At 37.4% G+C, this 23157-nt stretch carries 22 protein-coding genes; 4 read left to right on the forward strand and 18 right to left on the reverse strand.

Annotated elements, in window-relative coordinates:
• Window positions 1–64: 64 nt before the first annotated feature.
• The 5 genes from FBR08_RS02850 to FBR08_RS02870 form a co-directional block, all read right to left on the reverse strand.
• A complete protein-coding gene (locus tag FBR08_RS02850; RefSeq protein ID WP_158961320.1) occupies window positions 65–1051 on the reverse strand; it encodes a cbb3-type cytochrome c oxidase N-terminal domain-containing protein in 987 nt (328 codons plus the stop codon).
• Entirely contained in the window at window positions 1048–1254 is a 207-nt protein-coding gene (locus FBR08_RS02855; protein WP_158961321.1) for a cbb3-type cytochrome oxidase subunit 3, read from the reverse strand. The genes FBR08_RS02850 and FBR08_RS02855 overlap by 4 nt, the downstream gene beginning before the upstream one ends.
• 15 nt (window positions 1255–1269) lie before the next feature.
• Window positions 1270–3453, reverse strand: a complete 2184-nt coding sequence (gene ccoN / locus FBR08_RS02860; protein ID WP_158961322.1) for a cytochrome-c oxidase, cbb3-type subunit I — start codon at window positions 3451–3453, stop codon at window positions 1270–1272.
• Window positions 3454–3459: 6 nt separating this feature from the next.
• A complete protein-coding gene (gene ccoS, locus FBR08_RS02865) occupies window positions 3460–3666 on the reverse strand; it encodes a cbb3-type cytochrome oxidase assembly protein CcoS (protein ID WP_158961323.1) in 207 nt (68 codons plus the stop codon).
• Window positions 3667–3751: 85 nt separating this feature from the next.
• A complete protein-coding gene (locus FBR08_RS02870) occupies window positions 3752–6133 on the reverse strand; it encodes a heavy metal translocating P-type ATPase (protein ID WP_158961324.1) in 2382 nt (793 codons plus the stop codon).
• Window positions 6134–6260: 127 nt separating this feature from the next.
• Here FBR08_RS02870 and FBR08_RS02875 point away from each other — a divergent pair, with 127 nt between their 5' ends.
• From FBR08_RS02875 to FBR08_RS02890, 4 genes are all read left to right on the forward strand, one after another.
• On the forward strand, window positions 6261–6944 hold the full coding sequence (locus FBR08_RS02875; protein ID WP_158961325.1) for a Crp/Fnr family transcriptional regulator: 684 nt from the start codon (window positions 6261–6263) through the stop codon (window positions 6942–6944).
• A 75-nt stretch (window positions 6945–7019) separates the two neighbouring features.
• Window positions 7020–8045, forward strand: a complete 1026-nt coding sequence (locus FBR08_RS02880) for a DHH family phosphoesterase (RefSeq protein WP_394350544.1) — start codon at window positions 7020–7022, stop codon at window positions 8043–8045.
• Entirely contained in the window at window positions 8038–8589 is a 552-nt protein-coding gene (gene gldI, locus FBR08_RS02885; protein WP_158961326.1) for a gliding motility-associated peptidyl-prolyl isomerase GldI, read from the forward strand. Before FBR08_RS02880 ends, gldI begins: the two co-directional genes overlap by 8 nt.
• A 5-nt stretch (window positions 8590–8594) precedes the next feature.
• Entirely contained in the window at window positions 8595–9683 is a 1089-nt protein-coding gene (locus FBR08_RS02890; RefSeq protein ID WP_199268622.1) for a peptidylprolyl isomerase, read from the forward strand.
• A 73-nt stretch (window positions 9684–9756) separates the two neighbouring features.
• On the opposite strand, the gene FBR08_RS02895 is transcribed toward FBR08_RS02890, so the two are convergent.
• The 13 genes from FBR08_RS02895 to FBR08_RS02955 form a co-directional block, all read right to left on the reverse strand.
• Window positions 9757–10383: a WbqC family protein gene (locus tag FBR08_RS02895; RefSeq protein WP_158961328.1), complete on the reverse strand. Its 627-nt coding sequence runs from the start codon at window positions 10381–10383 to the stop codon at window positions 9757–9759.
• Window positions 10384–10385: 2 nt separating this feature from the next.
• Window positions 10386–11972, reverse strand: coding sequence for a signal peptidase I (gene lepB / locus FBR08_RS02900; RefSeq protein ID WP_158961329.1), 1587 nt, complete (start codon window positions 11970–11972; stop codon window positions 10386–10388).
• A gap of 31 nt (window positions 11973–12003) precedes the next feature.
• On the reverse strand, window positions 12004–12711 hold the full coding sequence (gene dapB / locus FBR08_RS02905) for a 4-hydroxy-tetrahydrodipicolinate reductase (protein ID WP_158961330.1): 708 nt from the start codon (window positions 12709–12711) through the stop codon (window positions 12004–12006).
• 14 nt (window positions 12712–12725) lie between these two features.
• A complete protein-coding gene (locus tag FBR08_RS02910) occupies window positions 12726–13298 on the reverse strand; it encodes a DUF5683 domain-containing protein (protein ID WP_158961331.1) in 573 nt (190 codons plus the stop codon).
• Window positions 13299–13321: 23 nt separating this feature from the next.
• Complete coding sequence (locus tag FBR08_RS02915; protein WP_158961332.1) at window positions 13322–14224, reverse strand: ParB/RepB/Spo0J family partition protein; 903 nt, start codon at window positions 14222–14224, stop codon at window positions 13322–13324.
• Window positions 14225–14248: 24 nt separating this feature from the next.
• Window positions 14249–15013 carry a ParA family protein gene (locus FBR08_RS02920; protein ID WP_158961333.1) on the reverse strand — a complete coding sequence of 255 codons (765 nt, stop codon included), beginning with the start codon at window positions 15011–15013 and terminating at the stop codon, window positions 14249–14251.
• 163 nt (window positions 15014–15176) lie between these two features.
• On the reverse strand, window positions 15177–16049 hold the full coding sequence (locus tag FBR08_RS02925; RefSeq protein WP_158961334.1) for an SDR family oxidoreductase: 873 nt from the start codon (window positions 16047–16049) through the stop codon (window positions 15177–15179).
• Window positions 16050–16384: 335 nt separating this feature from the next.
• A complete protein-coding gene (locus FBR08_RS17110) occupies window positions 16385–16606 on the reverse strand; it encodes an integrase core domain-containing protein (RefSeq protein WP_158964142.1) in 222 nt (73 codons plus the stop codon).
• A complete protein-coding gene (locus tag FBR08_RS02935; RefSeq protein ID WP_158961335.1) occupies window positions 16576–17115 on the reverse strand; it encodes a DDE-type integrase/transposase/recombinase in 540 nt (179 codons plus the stop codon). The genes FBR08_RS17110 and FBR08_RS02935 overlap by 31 nt, the downstream gene beginning before the upstream one ends.
• A gap of 113 nt (window positions 17116–17228) precedes the next feature.
• Window positions 17229–17627 (reverse strand): transposase, encoded by a 399-nt coding sequence (locus FBR08_RS02940; protein ID WP_158961336.1) that lies wholly within the window; start codon window positions 17625–17627, stop codon window positions 17229–17231.
• Window positions 17628–17792: 165 nt separating this feature from the next.
• Window positions 17793–18860 carry a phytase gene (locus FBR08_RS02945; protein WP_158961337.1) on the reverse strand — a complete coding sequence of 356 codons (1068 nt, stop codon included), beginning with the start codon at window positions 18858–18860 and terminating at the stop codon, window positions 17793–17795.
• The gene (locus FBR08_RS02950; protein ID WP_158961338.1) at window positions 18860–19858 is read right to left on the reverse strand and encodes a metallophosphoesterase; all 999 of its coding nucleotides are present in this window, start codon (window positions 19856–19858) and stop codon (window positions 18860–18862) included. The genes FBR08_RS02945 and FBR08_RS02950 overlap by 1 nt, the downstream gene beginning before the upstream one ends.
• Window positions 19859–19927: 69 nt before the next feature.
• Complete coding sequence (locus FBR08_RS02955; protein ID WP_158964144.1) at window positions 19928–22765, reverse strand: TonB-dependent receptor; 2838 nt, start codon at window positions 22763–22765, stop codon at window positions 19928–19930.
• Between the last annotated feature and the right edge of the window lie 392 nt (window positions 22766–23157).

Raw genomic sequence — 23157 nt, forward strand, 5'->3', positions numbered from 1 at the left:
TGTATAATACTCACTCAACTCCTTTTTTATCTGTTTATTAGTTTTTTTTGTTTTTGCCAAGTGGTTAGTCTTGACCTACTTCTGCTGTGTCAGTAGCAGAAGCTTCATCCTTTGTATCTGTCGCTTCTTCTTTTGCTTCAGCGGCATCATCCCCCTGTGCATCTAGTTCAGCTTTAGACCAAATGATATCTCCTTCTGCCTCTTTTGGACTTGCAGCAGTTGTACCGTTTAATGAAATAACGTAAGAAGTCACTTTCTCAATTTCAGATGGTTTAAGTGTTTTTTCCCAATCCACCATTCCTTTACCAGGTCTTCCTCCTTTAGCAATGGTGTGGAAAATATTCTTTACTCCACCACCTAAAATCCAATGATCATCTGTTAAGTTCGGTCCGATTCCCCCTCCACCGTCAGCTTGGTGACAAGCCACACAGTTGGTTTCAAAAATCTTTTTACCTGCTGCTAACGAACTCTCATCGGCTAGGTATTGCGCCTCATCAGCTGAGATTAAATCTGCAGCCGTTTTTTTATACTCTTCAATTTGTTCTTTGGCAATTGCCATGGCTTTTTCGTATTCCACAATTTGGTTGTCGCCTCCAAATACGTGGAATCTCAATAAGTAAACCACAGAGAATATAACGGTTACATAGAACAATCCAACCCACCAAGGCGGTAATTCGTTATCTAACTCTTTAATACCATCGTAATCGTGATCCATCAATAACTCTTTCTCGTCGCTTATCGCAGTGGTGCGAGTCATTTTCTGCATCATTTTTTTCACCCACGGACGATCAGCAAATGAAAGGTTGTCTACTTTCTCTTTCGCTGCGATTTCTTCAGGTGTCATCAATCGATTCAGTACTTTATTGGTTGCTGAAGCAACTATTTCTACAGCTATTAAAGCGAATAAAAACAATCCCAACAAAATAAGCACCGCAGGATGATCTACAAAAGCAGGTCTTTGTGCCGTTCCGCCTGCCACCCATTCTACTAATACATAAAATAGTACGAATAGTAATGGAACTCTTACATATACTGGAAAATACTTTTTCATAATTTTTCTGAATTAGGATCAACATTGTGCTTTTCATCATCTAGAAACGGCATATTGCTCAATTCCTCAATCGTCTCTTTTTTATAGGTAAACACCCATACAAATAAGCCTACAAAAAAGGTAAAGAAAATCAATAGGGAAATAATCGGATAGATTTCAATCCCTCCTATGGTTTCCATGGTATGTTTTATAAATTTCAACATAATGCTCCTTTTTTATTATTCCTCAACTCTATTTTTGATGTCTGTACCTAAACGTTGTAAGTAAGCAATCATCGCTACAATCTCACGCTCGCTCATCGGAACGAACTCCTGTCCATTTTCTTTAGCTGCTTTTTCACTTGCTAAATACGAATCTTTATAATCCGGATCTGTTTGGAAGTTTAAGGCAATTTGCTCTCCTTGTTCCTTCATTGATTGTCTTGCATTTGCAATATCTTCATCTGTATAAGGAACACCTAACGTTCTCATTACGCTCATTTTCTTCTCAATATGAGAAAAATCTGCTTGTTTATTATCGAACAACCATTTATACCCTGGCATAATAGATCCTGGAGATGTTGATTGTGGATTATACATGTGGTTGAAATGCCAGATATCTGAATATTTCTGTCCTAATCTCATTAAATCGGGTCCTGTACGTTTAGAACCCCATAAGAATGGGTGGTCATACACATACTCTCCTGATTTTGAATATTCTCCGTAACGTTCTACTTCAGAACGGAATGGGCGAATCATTTGGGAGTGACATCCCACACATCCTTCACGGATATACAAGTCTCTACCTTCTAATTCCAAAGGAGTATAAGGTTTTACACTTGTAATGGTTGGAATATTTGATTTCACGAAAATAGTAGGTACAATTTGAACAATACCTCCAATTAAAATCGCGATAGTAGTCAAGATTGTAAATTGAATAGGTCTTCTTTCCAACCAAGCATGCCAAGCTTCTCCTTTTAAACGAGAAGCAGAAATTCTTTTTAATTCTGGTGCTTCTGCTAATTCATCTTCTACTGGTTTACCAGCTCTTACTGTTTTATACACCAAGTAGATTAACACAAATAATCCGATTAAGTAGAACGAACCTCCAATTGCACGCATTACGTACATTGGCATAATAGCTGTTACCGTTTCAAGGAAGTTTCCGTATTTTAATGTTCCTGATGGATCAAAGTCTTTCCACATTAAGTGTTGAGAGAACCCTGCTACATATAAAGGAATGGTATAAAGGATGATTCCCAATGTTCCAATCCAGAAATGGAAATTCGCTAACTTTTTCGAAAACAATTCAGTTTTCGTCATTCTAGGGATTAACCAATAGATCATACCGAAGGTCATAAAACCGTTCCATGCTAAAGCTCCCACGTGAACGTGTGCTACGATCCAGTCTGTATAGTGAGCAATTGCGTTTACGTTTTTCAGCGATAACATCGGACCTTCGAACGTTGCCATCCCGTATCCAGTAATACCAACTACGAAGAATTTCAACACTGGATCAACTCGTACTTTATCCCATACTCCACGTAATGTAAGTAGACCGTTGATCATACCTCCCCAAGATGGAGCAATTAACATAACCGAGAAAACAACGCCTAAGTTTTGCGCCCATTCTGGTAAAGCTGAATATAATAAGTGGTGAGGTCCTGCCCAGATATACAAGAAAATTAAGGACCAGAAGTGGATAATAGACAAACGGTACGAATACACCGGTCTATTTGCCGCTTTTGGCAAGAAGTAGTACATCAATCCTAAGAATGGCGTTGTCAAGAAGAATGCTACGGCATTATGTCCATACCACCATTGCACCAGTGCATCTTGAACTCCTGCATAAACAGAATACGATTTCAATCCGTGTACTGGCAACTCTAATGAGTTGAAAATATGCAATACAGCTACTGTTACAAAAGTTGCTAAGTAGAACCAAATAGCAACATAAATATGACGTTCTCTACGATTAATAATCGTCATAATCATGTTGATACCGAAGGTCACCCAAATCACCGCAATAGCGATATCAATTGGCCACTCTAACTCCGCGTATTCTTTTGAAGTAGTAAAACCTAGAGGCAAGGTGATTGCTGCTGCTGCAATAATCGTTTGCCATCCATAAAAGTGAATGTTACTCAGAACATCACTGTACATTCTTGACTTACACAAACGCTGTAAAGAATAGTAAACCCCTGCAAAGATTGCATTTCCAACGAAAGCAAAAATAACTGCATTCGTGTGTAGCGGACGTAGTCTTCCGTAACTTAACCATGGAATCCCATCCGTTAAGTTAGGAAATATAAACATTACCGCTAATAGTAATCCCACAAGCATCCCAATTGCACCAAAAAATATAGATGCATAAAGGAATTTCTTTACAATTTTGTTGTCATAATAAAATTGTTGCACTTCCATAGTTGTTTATATTTGATTTTCTTTTTGATTTATTTTTTTGTCTTTTTTCCCTTCCTTAGGTTCCGTTTTTTTCAATTCATCGTCAAACAACATGCGTACAGAGGGCGTATAAGCGTCGTCAAACTGACCACTTTTTACAGATCGAATGAAAATGTAGAGAAAGATTCCCGCCACAAAAACACTGATACTAATTAAGAAATATATAACACTCATACCTTATAAATATTAAAACAAAGTTAACAATATATTTTACCTAAAAATATGATAAATATCACCGAAAACCTAATAATTAGTTTTTTTATTTTATCTTTTTTCCATAATAATTTGTCAATAAAGTAACAAAGCTAATGATTGTAAACGTGCTTATTGGCATCAATATTGCAGCCAATAAAGGAGACATCATATTCATAATTGACACGGTGATACCAATAACATTATACGTCAACGCGAGTACATAGCTGATTTTGATAACTTTAACAGATTGTTTAGAAAAATTCAAATACCCTAAAAGCTGATCAAATACACTCGCATCTAAGATGGCATCACTAGCTGGAGTAAAGACATTGACGTTCTCCGATACAGAAACTCCAACGTTACTTTGCGCTAAAGCACCTGCGTCGTTTAACCCATCTCCTATCATCATGACATTTCCACCTTTTTGTTGCAAGCCTTTTACATACTCCAATTTCTCTTCTGGTTTTTGATTAAAAGCCAGCGTTGTTTCTCGGGGTAAAATCGATTCTAAATAGGCTTTTTCTCCTTCATTATCTCCCGAAAGTATACTCAACTTATACTGGGACTGGCTCAGGTTTTTAAACAACTCTTCCAGTCCTGGTCGGTAGTGATTTTCAAAAATAAATTTCCCCAAATACTGCCCGTCAATTGCGAGGTGTACTGCCGTTTCATTTAAGCGTTCTGTTGCCTTTGCTCCCACCAAAGTTGCAGATCCGATTTTATATGCTTTTCCGTTGATTTCCCCTACAATTCCCTTTCCAGCAATTTCTTCAAACTGCGTTGGCTTACTCACTACTTTTGCCTGTAAAAAAGCATACAGCTTTCGGCTTAATGGGTGATTGGATGCACGGACTAAGTTTTTGATATCTGCTTGTTGTGTCTTATCTAATTCTACTCCTTCATATTGAATCGTCGATTGCGCATTCGTGGTGATGGTTCCTGTTTTGTCAAAAACTAGTGTATCCACCTTTGCCATTTGCTCAACGACAGTCACATTCTTCAAAAAGAACTTTTTGCGGCCTAAAATGCGAATGGCATTTCCCAAGGTAAATGGAGCAGTTAACGCTAATGCACATGGACATGCCACAATTAAAATAGCCGTCACCACATTAAAAGCACTATTTAAATCTACAAAAGCCCATCCTGTGAATGCCAATACAGCAATTGTCAACAAAGCAGGCGTAAAATAATGACTAACCGTATCTGTAATCGTTTTGTATTTCAAATCCACGCGTTTTTGAAACACCTCATTACTCCACAATTGCGTCAAATAACTTTGAGACACTTTATTAATAGCCTCTACCTCCACCGCTTCTCCCATTTGTTTTCCTCCTGCGAATAACTTATCTCCAGACTTCTTTTCTACGGGAATAGCTTCTCCTGTCACAAAACTATAATCAATAAAAGCGCGTTCTGACAACAAAATAGAATCTACAGGTAGTAGCTCTTGGTTGCGAATCAACAGGCGATCCCCTTGTTCCACGTCATATACTTGAATGGGTTCTTCTGTACCTTGTTTCGTTAATTTAGTAATCGCAATAGGAAAATACGATTTGTAATCACGTTCAAAAGACAAGAAATTATAGGTGCGTTGTTGGAATAGTTTTCCTAATAACATAAAGAACACCAACATGGTCATACTATCGAAAAAACCAGGCCCTAAATCAAAAACGATATCTACTGTACTGCGAATAAACATCACAATGATTCCCAAAGACATTGGAATATCAATGGTGTAGTTTTTAGTTCTAATTCCCGTCCAAGCGGCTTTGTGATAAGGCGATGCGGAATAGAAAAAAACAGGCAAGGACAAGAATAAAATCAACCAACGGAAGAAATTCTTGTACTCTTGCATCCAAACATCATCGATATTAAAATATTCTGGAAAAGACAGCATCATGACGTTGCCATAACAGAAAAAGGCAACTCCTATTTTATAGATTAAACTTCGGTCAATGCTGTTGGGTTTTTCTTCGTAGCTTTTTAAGCTGATATAAGGTTCATAACCAATGCGGCAAAGCAAAAGGACGATTTCCTTTAGGTCGATGGCTTCTGTATTAAAAGTAATGGTTGCTTTCTTTTCTGGAAAATTGACCAAAACGCGGTACACTCCGGGATTGAGCTTGTGTAGATTTTCCAAAATCCAAATACACGAACTACAATGAATATGCGGAATATACAGCGAAACTATTGCTGTAGATCCTTCGTTAAACTCCAACAATTTCTCAACAATATCAGAATTGCCAAGAAAGTCATATTTGCCATTTACCTCTTCAGGTGTTGCACCAGGTGTTGCTTCTAGGTCGTAATAACAGGTTAAATCGTTTTCATTAAATATTTCGTAGACGGTCTTACAACCGTTACAACAAAACATTTTCTCATCGTAGTCTATACGATTAAAGGCAGTAACACTGTTACCACAATGAAAACACGCTTTTTTATCCATAAAATTTGCTCATTTACCTTGTACAAAGGTCTTAGTTAATTCTCCTAAAAATTATGACATTTATCAGTAAATAGCACTATCTTTGCAGAGGTATTTTTACCAACTGCATAAAATAGTTTATATAGGTATGGGAAGATGTGAGCAATGTATGATTAGAGAGTTCAGTTCTCTAAAGGCTTTAACTAGAGAGGAGTTACTAGCCATTTCAGAAACAAAAACCCACTTTATTATTAGAAAAGGAGAAAGCCTATTTTCCGAAGGAGAAAGTTTAAATGGGGTTTACTGTATCAAAGAAGGGTTCTGTAAATTAACGAAGTTGAATTCAAACGGAAAGGACTCTATTGTCAAATTGGCAAAAAGAGGAGACTTATTAGGCCAACGTTCGATAATCAATGAAGAGACATCTAATCTTTCTGCTACTGCCTTAGAAGACATGCAAGTGTGTTTTATCCCCAAAAAAGAGATGTTGGATCACTTTACAGAGAACAATAAATTTTCTTTATTAATTACTCGCGACATTTGTACACACTTAAAAGATGCCGACCAAGATTTAGCCAATCAAACACATAAAACGGTTAAAGAACGCCTAGCGATTATACTCTTAAAACTAGATGATTTAGGGGGATCTTCATCAGAAACGCAAGCCTTAAACATCAAACTATCACGTGAAGACCTAGCCAATATGGTAGGAACAGCCACAGAAAGTTGTATTCGCCTTTTGTCTGAAATGAAAAAAGACGGTATTATTCAGCTCAAAGGAAAAGATATCATTCTATTGGACAAGAGAGAACTCCGTGCATTGGCAGAATAAATGACAACTGTTATTTTAATTTCATTAAATTCAGCTCTATTTTTATGCAAATGATGCAAAATAACTTATTTTCGCATGATGAAGCATACATCAATCGATACGTTAAAGCAACTGATTCGTGTACCAGCAAAAGCCTTTTCTATTATTCCTCATCGCAATCCCGATGGTGATGCTATTGGCTCTTGTTTAGGTTTATATCACGTATTAAAACAACTGGGACATAAGGTAGATATTATTTCACCCAACGAATACCCTAACTTTTTGGCTTGGATGCCTGGAACTGCAAATATCAAAATCTACGATTTTAATAAAACTGCAGGTCAACATATCCTGAAAAATAGCGACTGTATTTTTACACTAGATTTCAACATTTTATCGCGAACAGGTGATGAAATGGGTGCTTTTTTAGCGAGTTTACCCAATGATTTTGTGATGATTGACCATCATCAAATGCCAGGAGATTACGCTAAACTCACCTTTTCGGATACGTCTTTTGGTTCTACTTGTGAATTGCTGTATTCTCTTTTAGAACAAATGGAAATGACTGACCTAGTACAGCAAGAAGCTGCTACTTGTATTTATACTGGAATTGTGACCGACTCTGGTTCATTTAGATTTCCTAAAACTACAGCAAAAACGCATCAAGTTGTTGCGGCGTTAATAGACAAGGGAATTGATAATCCAAAAATTCACCATTCACTTTTTGACAATAGTTCCTTCAACCGACTACAGTTGATGGGAAGAGCCTTACAAAATCTGCATTTAATTCCCAACACACAATCTTCTTACCTTTATTTAAACGATGAAGATTTGCGCGAATTTACGCATCAAAAAGGGGATACGGAGGGCTTAGTTAATTACGGCCTCTCAATTAGCGGTATCGATTTAACGGCTTTTTTCATTGAACGAAAAGAAGAAGGAATCATCAAGATTTCTTTCCGTTCATCTGGAAATTTAGACGTCAATTTATTTGCTCGCACCTATTTTGAAGGTGGTGGACATATCAATGCTGCTGGCGGCAAATCCTTGCTATCCTTAGAGAAAACGATTGAGCGTTATGTCGAAATTGTAAACAACCACAAACAGGACTTTTATGTTTAACTATCGCTTTTGTTTCACATTTCTTACCTGCGTATTGCTCTTGACAAGTTGTCAAGAAAAAGAAGACGCTCGAAAACCTATTTCAAACTCTAGATCCGTAGAAACCAAGCTTTCTATTGATCGTAATATTGAACTAAGAGAGAGTGAAGAAGACATTTTTACCAAATACCGAGCAAGCGATGTAGACAATACTTACATCCACTCCAATACGGGATTTTGGTTTGCTTATTTAAAACGAGCGGTTAAAGATTCTACCTTAGCTAAAAAAAGCGATATCGTTCAATATACGTATGAAGTACGCCAAGTGAATGACAGTATTATCTATACGCAGAAAGAAATTGGCTCCTTGACGTATCAAGTCGACGAGGAGGATATTTTACCTGTTTTACGCCACAGCCTTAAAATTTTAAAGCCCACAGAAAGCATTAAAGTTTTAACCCCCTCTAGCTTAGCTTATAGCTATTTAGGAGATCAAAAGGCTATTGCAAAAAACCAACCCTTAATTTTCATTATTTCACTGGAATCAATCAAAAAATCTAATTAATAAAAATGAAAAAAATGACGAGTCTAATTTTAAGTTTAGTCGCTTTAGTGTCGTCTTGTACTACGCAAAAATCAGATTTACCTGATGGTTTGTACGCAGACATTAAAACAAACAAAGGTCATATCATCGTGGAGTTAGCATATCAAAAAGCTCCTGTAACGGTTGCAAACTTTGTGAGTTTAGCTGAAGGGAAAAACCCTTTTGTTGATGAACAATATAAAGGAAAGCAATATTACGATGGAATTAAATTTCACCGCGTGGAGAACGATTTCGTAATTCAGGGTGGAGATCCAACAGGAACAGGTGCTGGTGGACCTGGATTTGTATTTAAAGACGAGTTTTCTCCTGAATTGACTCATGACAAACCAGGAACATTATCCATGGCAAACAGTGGTCCATTTACCAATGGTAGCCAATTTTTCATTACCCATAAACCTACTCCATTCTTAGACAACAGACATTCTGTTTTCGGCTATACAGTAAAAGGAATGGATATAGTGAATAGCATCGTCAAAGATGACGTAATTGAAAGCGTAAAAATTATCCGTCAAGGAAAAGAGGCGAAAAAATTTGATGCTGTAAAAGTATTCAAAAACTACTTTGAAGAAGCGGCAAAAGAGAAAAAGCAAAAAGAAGATAAATTAGCAGATGCACAAAAAAAATACGCAGACCAATTTGCTGATTTAAAAGACAAAGCAACCAAACTAGACTCAGGATTATCGTATGTAATCATTGAAAAAGGGGCAGGTAAAAAACCAGTAATCAGCCAAGAAGTATTTGTTGATTATGCAGGTTTCTTTGAAAATGGCCTTTTATTTGATTCAAGCATTGTTTCTTTATTGAATGAATTTGATGCTTTTGATCAACGCAGAGCAGACATGAATGGATATGGTCCAATTCCTTTCAAATTTGGAGCTAAAACAGGATTAATCCCAGGTTTTATCGAAGGTATTGAGCAGATGAGTTTTGGAGATACAGCTATTATCTTTATCCCGTCTCATATGGCGTATGGCGAACGCGGCGTTGGCCCAATCCCACCAAATACAGACTTAGTGTTTCAGATGAAATTGTATGAAACTGCAGATAGAAAATAGTTATCAGTTATCGGTTATGAGTTAACTCATAACAAATAAAATAAAAAAATCCTCCGCTTTAGGGAGGATTTTTTTATTTTATTTGTTGACGTTGTAAGTAATCAACAGCGCTTCTTCCTTCATTAAACAGCAAGTCCAAAATACTCAAGTTGTTTAAAAATCCATTTTTATCTTGAAAGACTTGAATGTAAGGCTCGAATTGATTTTCATCTTTCTTGCCATTAGCTAGTGTTCTAAAATCAAGTACATCAGCTGCAATTTCTTTGAGGTATTCTTCCGTTTTGCGGTATTTCCAATCTACGCCTAAGCAATCTGTGATGATTTCGTGAATCTCTAAATTAAGATCCAGCATATACTTATGGTGTTTCTCAAAAATAGGGCGAATGTCATCTTCAAAATACTCAAAGTAAGGCGAGGTGCGATAAGCCGCTTCTAAGCTCTTAAAGTGTTGCTTTTGCCATCCAAAGGCATATTCAATTTCAACCTCTTTAAATTTTTGATTTACTCCTTCTTTCGTGTGCTTGATGGGAATATTCAACATTTGAATGCCATTGGCACTGTGAATGTACATTCTATTTCTATTGGTTTGCTTTTGAAAGTTATCTTCTACCTCAAAAACAAGCTCCTTTGCTTGCGCCATCGCTACATAGTGACTTATAGAAGGGAAATAAGTTGGATGTAGTATAATTGTATTCGACATTATTAAAACTTAGAATTCTTTTTTTCTTTTCTTCTCTTGTATAAACTATATCCTCCCCATCCTACTAAAATTACTGCAAAATAAGGGAAATAAGACACTTGTTCTCCATTTCCATTTACCGTAATAAACATTCGTTCCCAACGGATTTTATCAAAAGCTTTAGACCACGGAATCGCTTGATCCAAACTCATCCATACAAAAACAGGTTTACCTACAATGTGATCTTCTGGTACAAATCCCCAAATTCTACTATCTTCAGAATTATCACGATTATCCCCCATCATGAAGTAATAATCTTGCTTGAAGGTATATTGGTTTGTCGCTTGTCCATTGATATAGATTTGACCATCTTTTACGTCCAATACATTTCCTTCGTATACACGAATAACGCGTTTATACATCGGTAAATTCTCTTCCGTTAAGATGATGTTTTCCCCTTTTGCAGGAATGTGAATAGGTCCTAGGTTATTTTCAGTCCACATTGGTTGGTTGTAAGGAAAAATATAGTTTTTCACTGGTCTTAAGCTAGGAAGTTCCTTCTCACCTGGGCTTTTATGTATCGCTTTTACTCCACTAAAAGTTTTCAGGTATTGAATATCTGCATCCGTTAAAGATCGAAAGTAAACGCCATATTGTGGACGCTCGACATAAGTTACGAAATCACTTATTTTTCTATCTTTAATAATTGCCCTTAAATCAAGTGTACCATCAGTCTCTACTAAATAACTATATTGAATTTTTGCTCTATCGTTGAGTTGTAATTCTTTGTCGTTGATAAACACGATTCCGTCGCGTACAGATAAGTTCTCACCCGGCAACCCAACTGCGCGTTTTACATAGTTTGTCTTTTTATCGATTGGCTTGATAACACCTGGTCGTTTCACGGGGTCATTAAACTTGTAAATGGTATCCACAGGCCAGTTAAAAACAACAATATCATTGTGTTGTACTTTCTGGAATCCAGGTAATCTAAAATAGGGTAAATGAGGTTCTGATAAATAAGACTTCTTAGAAGTATAAGGAATCGTATCGTGAACCATGGGCAAAGCAACCGTTGTCATCGGCGTTCTTGCTCCATAGTGAAACTTACTTACAAATAAGAAATCTCCCACCATTAATGTCTTCTCTAAAGAGGATGTTGGAATCGTATAGGGTTGAATGGCATACGTATGAATAACGGTAGCGACAACCACTGCAAACAAAATAGAGTTTACAAATTCTCCTGATTCTGTTTCTGGTTTTAGCGATCGGTTTTCTCGGTAGTGTACATCACCCACATAGTTAATGTACGCCACGTATAACCCCAAAGTTAAGACACCTAAAATCGTATCAACTGTTGATTTTTTCCCGAAACTTCGCAATGTTTCCACCCAAACAACAGGAATCATAATCAAGTTTACAATTGGAATAAACAATAGAATTACCCACCACCAAGGGCGATTGATAATTTTCATTAATACTACGCCATTATATACTGGAACAGCGGCTTCCCATGCTTTTCTTCCTGCTTTTACATATAATTTCCAAGTTCCTATAAAGTGAATCACTTGGATCAACAGGAAAAAAATAAACCATTGTGCTATTGTCATACTTTTTTATTTTTTTAGAATCCCAATTTACTTATTTTTTCAAATTAAGTACGTCTTTCATTGAGAAAATACCTTTTTTATCTTTAATCCACTCTGCTGCGATGACAGCCCCTAAGGCAAATCCTTCGCGATTGTGAGCGGTGTGTTTAATTTCAATTTGATCGATGGTTGAGTCATAACACACGGTATGTGTTCCGGGCACTTGATCTTCTCTTACCGCATCAATGTGTATTTGCTTGTCTGTCGCTTGAGGGTCTAAGGTCCAGCTTTCATAACGAGAATTTGCTAAAATCCCCTCTGCTAAAGTGATTGCTGTTCCACTTGGCGCATCTAATTTTTGTGTATGGTGAATTTCTTGCATGGAAACGTCATATTGCTCAAAATTTTTCATCATTTTGGCTAAGTAGTCGTTCAACTCAAAGAAAATATTCACCCCTAAACTAAAGTTGGAACCATATAAGAAAGCGCTGTCCTTCATCTTACAAAAATCAACAATTTCACTATACTGTTCTAACCATCCAGTTGTTCCACATACAACGGGAACACGAGCCGTTAAAGCTTCTTGAATATTAGCAACAGCAACTGAAGGCACACTAAAGTCAATAGCCACATCGGCTAGTTCCAGGCTACCTGTTACTTGTTCTCTCTGTTTGATATAGACAATTGAATGTCCTCTTTCGACGGCGATACGCTCAATGATTTTACCCATTTTGCCATAGCCTAATAATGCAATATTCATAAATTAGATTCAGATTAAAAGCGATATTGTACATTAATCGCATATTGGTACTGCTGCTGTTGAATCAAACCTTTTTGATCTAATTCAATTACGGGCTTGATGGTTAAGTTTTCGTTTACGTTGAATTGCATCAAATGCGCATCCACGTTCGCATCAACAATACTCAACACATAGAATCCAACAGCGATAACAACAGATAAATCTCTATTTTTGCGATAGAAATTCTGTCCGTCTAGCAAACGTTGATCATCTAATCCTGCTAGGGTTTCATCCGTTTTATCTACTTTCCCTTGTAATCTATTTTTATATTCGTTTCGATAACGATCATAATTGCGTTGATTATCCGCCCAAAAGTAAACGGGAATTCCAATTCCAGCATAAACGAGTGGAACCTTCCAGTATTTTTTGTTGTAAATCTGTCCCAAACCAGGAACGATTGTAGTATAGAATGCGGCACGAGAGGGTGCGACAGGATCAAGAGGCTTATATGCTGCCTCTTTCTTTCTTTTTTCTTTTTTACTCTCTTTGTCAATTCCGTCTTCTTCTTGTGCAAAACTTGTCACTTGAAAAAGCAAACTGAAAATCATTATCAATAAAAATTTACTTCTCACTACTTTTCTAAAAGTTTGATAATACGCTCTAAATCTTCTTCTGAGTAAAAAGGAATGGTGATTTTTCCTTTTCCGCTCTGGCTTGCCTTAATATCTACCTTTGCTCCAAAGAACTTGCCAAATGACTGTCTATACGTTTCTGGTACGACAGCTTGAGGTTTAGGCTGTGCTTTTACACTTGCTTGTCCTTTATCACCTTCTTGATAGTTTTTCACCAAGGCTTCCGTTTCGCGAACAGATAAGTTTTCGGCGATAATTTTATGGTAAATATCCGTTTGTACGTCTAAATCATCAATAGTAATGATAGCTCTTCCGTGTCCCATTGTAATAAAACCATCTCGAATTCCGGTTTGTATGATTGGATCTAACCTCAGCAAACGCAAATAGTTCGCAATGGTCGATCGCTTTTTACCTACACGATCACTGACTTGCTCTTGTGTTAAGCTAATTTCTTCCATCAAACGTTGATATGACATGGCAATCTCAATGGGGTCTAAATCATGGCGTTGGATATTTTCAACCAAAGCCATAACAAGCGAATCATTGTCGTTTGCGATGCGAATATAAGCAGGAATCGTGGATAAGCCAGCAATTTTAGAAGCTCTTAACCTTCTCTCCCCTGAAATTAACTGATATTTATTAAAATCAATTTTTCGAACCGTAATCGGCTGAATCACACCTAGCTCACGAATACTACTTGCTAACTCTTGGAGAGACTCTTCATTAAAATTGGTACGAGGTTGAAAAGGATTAATCTCAATTGCTTCTAAATCCAATTCAATGATATTCCCTACAACTTTGTCTGCATTTGTATCGTCAATCGACTTGATATCGTTATCAGGATCTTTTAACAGCGCTGACAATCCTCTTCCTAAAGCTTGTTTTTTTATTGCTTTTGCCATAGTTTATCTTTCCTCTCCTATTTTTTAGTGATTCTTTTTTACTATTTCCTCCGCTAAATTAATATAATTTGTAGCACCTTTACTTGTTGCATCGTAATTTATGATACTTTCACCGAAACTTGGTGCTTCACTTAATTTCACATTGCGTTGAATAATGGTATCAAAAACCATGTCGTTGAAGTGCTTTTGCACCTCTTCTACTACTTGATTAGACAAACGCAAACGCGAATCATACATCGTCAACAACAGTCCTTCAATATCCAATTTAGGGTTGTGAATACGCTGTACACTTTTAATCGTATTCAATAGTTTACCCAATCCTTCTAGTGCGAAGTATTCACACTGAATCGGAATAATTACTGAGTCCGCAGCGGTCAATGCATTTAATGTCAACAATCCCAGCGAAGGAGCACAATCAATAATGATATAATCATATTTATCCTTAATTGACTGTAAGGCTTCTTTAAGCATATATTCCCTATTTTTCTTATCTACTAGTTCGATTTCAATCGCCACTAAATCAATATGAGCTGGAATTAAATATACATTGGGGGCTGTGCAATCAACTACAGCTTCAGCAGGAGTACAGCTGTGTTCTAGAACTTCATACGTCCCTACTTCAACAGCATCTACATCCACACCTAAACCAGAAGTAGCATTAGCCTGAGGATCGGCATCAATCAACAATACCTTTCTTTCAAGTGCTCCTAACGAAGCAGCTAAATTCACAGAAGTCGTTGTTTTACCAACTCCACCCTTCTGATTTGCAACAGCTATAATTTTCCCCATTTTTTTCGTATCAAAAATTTTTTGAGTGGTAAAAATACAATTAATTATCTGTATATAAAATCTATTTTATTAACATTCTCAATTGATAACCTTGAATTAAAAAAAGGGTAATCTCTTATTATACAAAAGAATACCCTTTTTTTTACTTATTTTATTTGCAGCTTTATTTCTTGCGTGCACTCGCTTCCAATTGATCCCACATGGCTTCTGGAATCTGATCGAGCATATTAAACTCTCCCGCACCTTGCAGCCATTCCCCTCCGTCAATGGTAATAACTTCTCCATTGATATAACTAGAAAAATCGGAAATTAAGTAAGCGGCTAAATTAGCAAGTTCCTGATGCTCACCTACTCTGCGCAATGGGATCTTCTTCGTTAGGTCAAATTTCTCTTTTAAATCACCTGGCAACAGGCGATCCCAAGCTCCTTTTGTTGGAAAAGGTCCTGGCGCAATGGCATTGAAACGCATGCCATATTTTGCCCATTCGACAGCCAAACTTCTCGTCATGGCCAACACCCCAGCTTTTGCCACAGCAGAGGGTACAACATAAGCCGATCCAGTCCACGCATAGGTGGTGGTAATATTTAATACAACGGTATTGCGTTGTTTTTGTTCAATCCAGTGTTTTCCTAAAACCAAGGTACAGTTTTTCGTTCCCTTTAATACGATATCAACAATGGTATCAAAAGCATTTGAAGACAATCTTTCTGTTGGTGAAATAAAATTTCCCGCAGCATTGTTGAGTAAGACATCTACTCTTCCCCATTTCTCCAATACTGCTTGCAGCATTTGCTCAACTTGGTCATAGTGTCGCACATCACAACTCACAGGGAAGCACTCTCCTCCTGTTTGTTCTTCTAACTCTTTGGCTGTTTGCTGTAATTTATCTAAATCACGAGAAGTAATCACGACTTTCGCTCCAATCTCCATAAAATACGCAGACATGGATTTTCCCAAACCACTTCCTCCTCCTGTAACAATAACGACTTTATCTTTTAATGCCGTTGGTGGCAACATTTTTTCGGTATAACTCATGGTGTTTTTTCTTTTTGATAATTCTTAAAGATACAAAAAAGGAAGTTGATTTTCTTTCCTCTCGATTTAAAAACTTTATTTTAAAGAGGGTGAGAGGGTGAGAGGGTGAGAGGGTGAGATGGTGAGGTGGTGAGGTGGTGAGAGGGTGAGGTGGTGAGAGATGGTGAGAGGGTGAGAGGGTGAGATGGTGAGATGGTGAGAGAGTGAGAGGGTGAGAGGGTGAGAGGGTGAGAGGGTGAGAGGGTGAGAGGGTGAGAGGGTGAGAGGGTGAGAGGGTGAGAGGGTGAGAGGGTGAGAGGGTGAGATTGAACGTCCCTAAATATGGTTGACCGTTTTTAAACATTAACTTCATTATTAAATATAGTAATAAATGGTTTGGAAAAAGTACTTTTTCCAAACCATTTGTTTTCAAATTCAACTGGCGTCATTTTAGCTATTGAATTATGAGGTCTGGTATTATTATAGTGGTTGACTGCTTTTTTAATTAATCTTTTGAGTTCACAGAAGTTTTTAGGTTTCCAATATTCTAAATAATCATTTTTAATGGTTCTATTAATACGTTCAGCATAGGCATTATCTTGTGCAGAAGAGCCATACTAATATTTATTCCTTTGTTTTTAAGCAACTGAACATATCCCTTATAAGTATATTGACTTCCTCTGTCCGAATGATGGATCAAAGGAGGAGTATTGTTTTTAAAAGCCATGTTTAAGGCTTTTATATTGGCTTGTGCTCTCATATTATCAGAGATGTGATAACCTACAATTTTCTTTGTATAAACATCTATAATAAAGACAGCATAATAAAAAGTTTCTCCTATTCTGATATAAGTTATATCTGATTGCCATATGGTTGAAGGAGCATTTACCTGCATGCCTTTAATTAAATTTGGATAGTGTATAGTAGAAGCTACTGTAGTTTTGATATAATTCTTGCGTTTGTGCAAACGATACCCTAAGCTCATAAAAATCTCTATAAACTTATCTCTACCTAAAAAACTGGGTTTTAAAGTATAGTACATCTTCTCAACCCCACAACCAGGATGTTCGCCTCGTAAATCATCCACCTCTAATACAAGTTTAGATACTTCTGTATCAAAAACAACTTGTTTCTTAGCATATTGATTTACGGCTTGTTTACTAATTCCAATAGTCCGATATAAACTATTTAAAGAATAGCTTATTTGTTCCTTTTCTTGGCGGAACCAGTTGATTGTGGGGTGTTTGAGTTTTTTAATATGTCATAATCTAACTCTTCACTAGCGATTTCTATAAGTTTAGAATAGAAATCTACCTGAATTTGTTTCTGACCAACCATGCGCTCTAGTTCTTTAACCTTAGCTTCTAGCTCTTTTACTTTGTTTGTGTTACTTGCTTTCATCTCTACAATTCTTTGTCCTGGTTCATTAAAGATAGAAAATTTATAAATCCATCGGTAAATTGCAGAGTTAGGAATTTTGTATAAACGACTTATTTGAAGGACACTATAGGTCCCTTTTTCAAATAAACTAACAATCTCGCGTTTGAATTCTTCAGAATAAACACGACTCTTTTGAATTTTTTTAACGTTTACTTTCATAGGAAAATTGACTTTTTTATGGTCAACCTATATCAGAGACGTACAGATGGTGAGAGGGTGAGGTGGTGAGGTGGTGAGAGGGTGAGAGCTGAGAAATTCTCATCCTTCACCATCCCTCCATAAAAAAAGACATCCCTCGAGATGTCTTTTTTTATGGTAAAATCTTTATTTTTTCGTTTGATCAATTTTTTCTTGAATCATTGCCCAATCGTAATAATGAAATACTTTGCCGTTGCTCATCATCACTAACATGCCTTTTGGAAATCGAGGATCCAATCCTTGAGCGGTAATTTCCAATCCATCACATTCAATGGCAGCCACGGGAATAGTGGTAATTAACTGATGTTGATGTGGTTGATTGGCTTCTCCTTCTCTTGGGTAGATCAGAATGGAATTATCTTGTTGATTGGACACCACCAAATAACCAGTTAACGCATCTTTTTTATAGATGGCGATTCCTTCGTGATCGCGTTTCGCATCCGATTGCGCAAAGAAGGCCAACTCTTGATCTCCCTTTGTTGGATCAGCGTGATATTTACGCACTCCTGCTCCCTCATCGGAATAGTACACATACCCCAATTCTTGGTCGACAGCAATCGCTTCAATTTCTTTCTTTCCGCTATAAGCACCAAATTTTCTCACCAACTGCAACTCTACCTTTCCATCCGCACGAGTTTGATAAGCATATTGTTCTAAATACCCCTCAGCAGGTCCGTTTTTTCGTCCTACAATGGCATAAAATACTTTTGTCTCTCCTTCTCCTCCTTCATAAAGGGCAATTCCCATCGGTTCGTTATATCCTTCCGTTGTCTCCCCTTCAAACACCTTCAATCCCCCTTCGTCAATTGGCGTTAATTCAGGTAATCTAAATATTCGGATAGCATTTGCATTGCGCTCGGTTACTATGGCAATATCGATTAATTCATTTTGATATGGGAAATCATAGGCGATATCCACGTTATTTGGACGTGCCATATCGGTGTATTTACGCACAATCTTCCCTTGTAAATCATAAGCATAGAGTCCACCGCCATTTTCTTTATCTGTTCCAATAACCAAACTTTTGGATTGATCGATTTTGTTAATCCAAATGGCGGGATCATCGGTATCAAAAACCGTTTGTTCTGTTACAACCCCTGGTTGAATGGCATCTGGAGCTACTGGAGCTAATTTATCTTTACAGCTTGTTAGCAATGCCAAGCTAAGTAAGAAGTATATTGTTTTATTTTTCATTATTTTTTCTTTTGAATGGCATGGGTATAAATAACTTCTCCATTTTCTTTATTTGCTTTTACCACCTGCACTGTCAAGGTATTATTCAGAATTGAAAAGGTCATAAACCCCGGTTCAGCTGCTGTAAAAATCGTGTGCTCCATGGTTCCTGTTGGGCGAACTTCACTCGCTGCACCCGATAAGAATTGGGTCGTATATCTATTCTTGGGTTTGATGATTTGCAGATCGTGTTCATGTCCACAGATATATGCATCTACTTGATGGCGATCAAAGAAATCGGCAAATTGCTGCTCGAATCCTTGGGTATCTTTATTGACTTTTCGCTTTCCTCCGCTGTACATCGGATGGTGTCCTACCACAATTTTCCATTGGATATCTTCCCCTGCTTGTCCCAGTGTTTCTTCCAACCACTGCAGCTGCTTGGCTGTATCTTGTTCTTTTAAATCTCCGTATTTGGCACTTTTTCGGTAATTATCAATAAACGGATTGGTATCCATTACCACCAACAACAGTTTTTTTCCATTGTCCAATTTAAACGTTTTACTGTAATAGCGGTCTGGCATATTCCAACGTCTGCTGATTTTAGAATAATCCACTTGTGCTTGTACGTTCCCCAAATAATCGTGATTTCCCAAAGCAACATACCAATCGGCATAGAGTGACGGATTGGTATACACTTGTTCAAAAGAAGATGTCCAATGATAATCCTGTGTACTCGCTACGCCATTGGGATAGAAATTATCCCCAACCGAAACGACAAATTCTCCATCAAGTACCACCATAGCGTTGCCCATCTCTCGGGCTACTTCTTTTTGATAATAATCCCCTACACGTCCAAAATCCCCTAAAACTAAGAAATTAAAACTGTCTTCTTGGTATTGTAAACTCGGGATATTTTGTCCAGAATAGCCTGTGCTCTTTTCGTATTCAAAAGGCGTTTGTGCCTGGGCTAACCCCGTGAAACTAAGTAAAAATAAAGTATATAGTATGTTCTTCATCTGTTGTGTATGAAAAAAAATTACAGCCAATAGAACTATTCGCTGTAATTTTCTTGTGTATGGTTTATTTTATAAATCAAATTTTAGTCCCAACGTAAACTTCGGTTGGTAGTATTCCATTTGTTTTACGCGGTTACTCACCCCTTGGTAATAGCGCAACGGTTGATTCGTTAAGTTATTCGCTTCAGCAAATACGCGTAAATACGAAGTGATTTTATAAGAGGCATTGGCATCTAAAAACAATTGTTTGTCGTAGTAACTATCTTCAAAACTGTTTCCTCCTAAAGCATCTAAGTAATCCGAAGCATAGTTTAAGGAAATACGCGCAGAGAAGCGTTCATTTTCCCAAGATAAAGATCCGTTAAACATATGAGGAGCTGACCCTGGTAATTCCATATTTTTTCTAACTTCTCCATCCGCATTGGTAATTCCCTTTGCCTCTGAATGGGTGTAGGTATAGTTTACATAAATACCCAATCCCTTAAAGAATTTCCCTGGAATAAAATCCAATTGTCTCTGAAACGCAACCTCAACTCCAAATAAGTTCACTTGATCTCCATTGCGCTGTTGCATAAACTTCCAGTTATCCCCTGCTTTAATTGGGTTTACTTGGTCTGGGAAAGCCGCATTGAAATTATCCTGGTTGAATGAATCTGAACGATAGGTGTAAATAAAGTCATTTAAATTTTTGTAGAACACTCCTGCAGAAAACATCCCTACCGATTGGAAGTATTTTTCTGCCATTAAGTCAAAGTTATACGCATAGGTCGCTTTCAAATCAGGATTACCTGCTGCAAGAGCATTATCTTGAGAGACTACACTGATATACGGAGCTAAAGCGTAATAATCGGGTCTTGCTAAAGCCGTTGTAAAAGCTGCTCTATAGATCCAATCGGTATCCGTTTGATATTTAAACGTCAAACTCGGCATTACATTGGTATAGCTGTTGGTATTGTTTACCTCTCCAACTAAATCACTCTCATCCACAATGTGATTTCCGGTATAATCAATACTCGTATGCTCTACACGAGCTCCAACAATCATGGATAAGTTTTCATTGAAATCTTGATCCCAACGGATATATCCTGCGTAAATTTTTTCTTTGGCTTTGTAATTCAACGCCAGGTATTCTTCTGGTTTGGCTTCTTTTTCAAATAAAGTAGCCTTGTTGAGATCCAATCCTCCTAAGTATTCTTTAGAAGCAAAATATCCAGGAACGTATTTACTTCCTGGCTGAAAGTCTTTTCCGTCGTAGAAGTTGTTTGGAACCTCAGCTAACTTACCGATTGCATTGGGAGCAATAGGTGTATATTCATAGAACATATTATCGCGTTTCTTGTCTTTTAGACGCAAACGTCCTCCAAAGCGCAAACGCCCTTTTTGATCTTCAATTACGGAGAAAGGAATTCTAAAATTCAATTTAGCCCCAAACTCACTGTCTTTGGTAAAGTTGTGGTTTTCCGTTAATTTTCTAAAGCTAAAGTTTTCGGGTGTATCTTTTGCAGCCGTGATTAAAGGAAAATCGCCATTGGACAAATCTTCTATCATCGCTACTTTCTTGTTTTGAAAATCCAAATAACGCTCACCTGGTCTATCTTCTGAAGCACGCGCATAGTTTACCGACCAATCCATATCCAAATTACTCGACCATAAATGCTCACCACTTAAGGCGTAATTTTGTACGCGTTGATCTTCTAAACGCGTATTCTTATTGCGGTTATTGTCGATTCCTCCTTTTGTTTCTCTGCGGATATCTCCTTTATACCCTGTGATATTGTTCTCTGCATCATATTCAGGCGTAATCCCTCTATAACGCACGCGGTAACGATTTTCTCTGTCATCTCTCCAGTTGTACATCGCACTGGCATAAATCGTATGGTTGTCATTGATTTTATAGTCAAAAGCTCCTGAGAAACTGCGGCGTACACGTTGTACATCATATTTTCTAATGTCATATTCACTGATATACACATTGCCGTGATCATCTTGATCCCATACCCCTTCTACGTTGTCAGAACCAAAGTTATTGCTGTTGTACGATCCACTTAAAATCATCCCAAATTTAGAATCCAAGAAGCGGTTTCCATACACAAAACTTCCGATGTAATTCCCTTTCTCTCGAATGGGGTTGTATCCTCCCGCCACGGTTGCTGAAATACGCTCTCCATAAGGCGAAGCGCGAGTAATCAAATCAACCGATCCTCCAATCGCATCCGCATCCATATCTGGGGTTAAGGTTTTATTTACTTCAATAGACGAAATCATGTCCGAAGGAATTAAATCCATCTGTACATTTCGATTGTCTCCTTCTGCAGAAGGAATGCGGTCACCATTTAAAGTGACAGAGTTTAAGCTTGAAGCCAATCCTCTAATTACAATATTACGTGCCTCTCCTTGGTCGTTTTGCATCGTAATTCCCGGTACGCGTTTTAACGCATCCCCTACGTTAGAATCGGGAAAACGCCCCACTTGATCCGCCGAAATTACGTTGGTTACATTGGCGTTGTTCTTTTGTTGATTTAACGCCTTGGCTTGTCCTTTTAGACGATCTCCTATAATAACGATCCCCTCTAAGGTTTGAATATCGGTAGATAAACTGAGGTTGATTACTGTATTTTGTCCTGCCGTCACTTCTACCTCTTGTTCGATAGGAGCATATCCGATATAACTAACAGATAAGGTATAGTGTCCCACAGGTATATTTAAAAACTCATAATAACCATTGGTATTGCTAATAGTATATTGTTTTCCGTTATTTAATAGTACGGCTGCTCCTGGAAGCGAGCTTTTATCTGTTGCATCAATCACGCGTCCGGATACAATACCATGTTTTTTATCCGCATTTTGCGCTTGTAAGGTCCACGCCAAACAAAGGGTAAAAAAGAATAAGAAGTACTTTACTTTCATCATAATAACATTGAATAGTTTTAGACAAACTTAGTCCTCCCCCTATGAAAAGGTGTTTCGATATCGTTATGATTGTGTTTCGGTTTTGCTTGTTGTGTTAAGTAATAGGTTGTCTTTTTAAGGGAATGTTATTGGTGGTATTGGAGAGAGGAAAGAGGAAAGAGGAAAGAGGAAAGAGGAAAGAGGAAAGAGGAAAGAGGAAAGAGGAAAGAGGAAAAGGGTAAATTCTCTAATCTAATAATATTCTGTCTTCAATCAACAATCTTCGTTATGAGAAAGAAAAAATCGGAGCGTAGTGAAAATCGGAGCGTAGCGTAGATTCATCGAACACCAAAACCAAATCGTAACGCAGTGGAGATTCATCGAATACCAAAACAAAACATAAACCTAAT

It is taken from the genome of Myroides fluvii (assembly GCF_009792295.1).
GTDB lineage: Bacteria > Bacteroidota > Bacteroidia > Flavobacteriales > Flavobacteriaceae > Flavobacterium > Flavobacterium fluvii_A.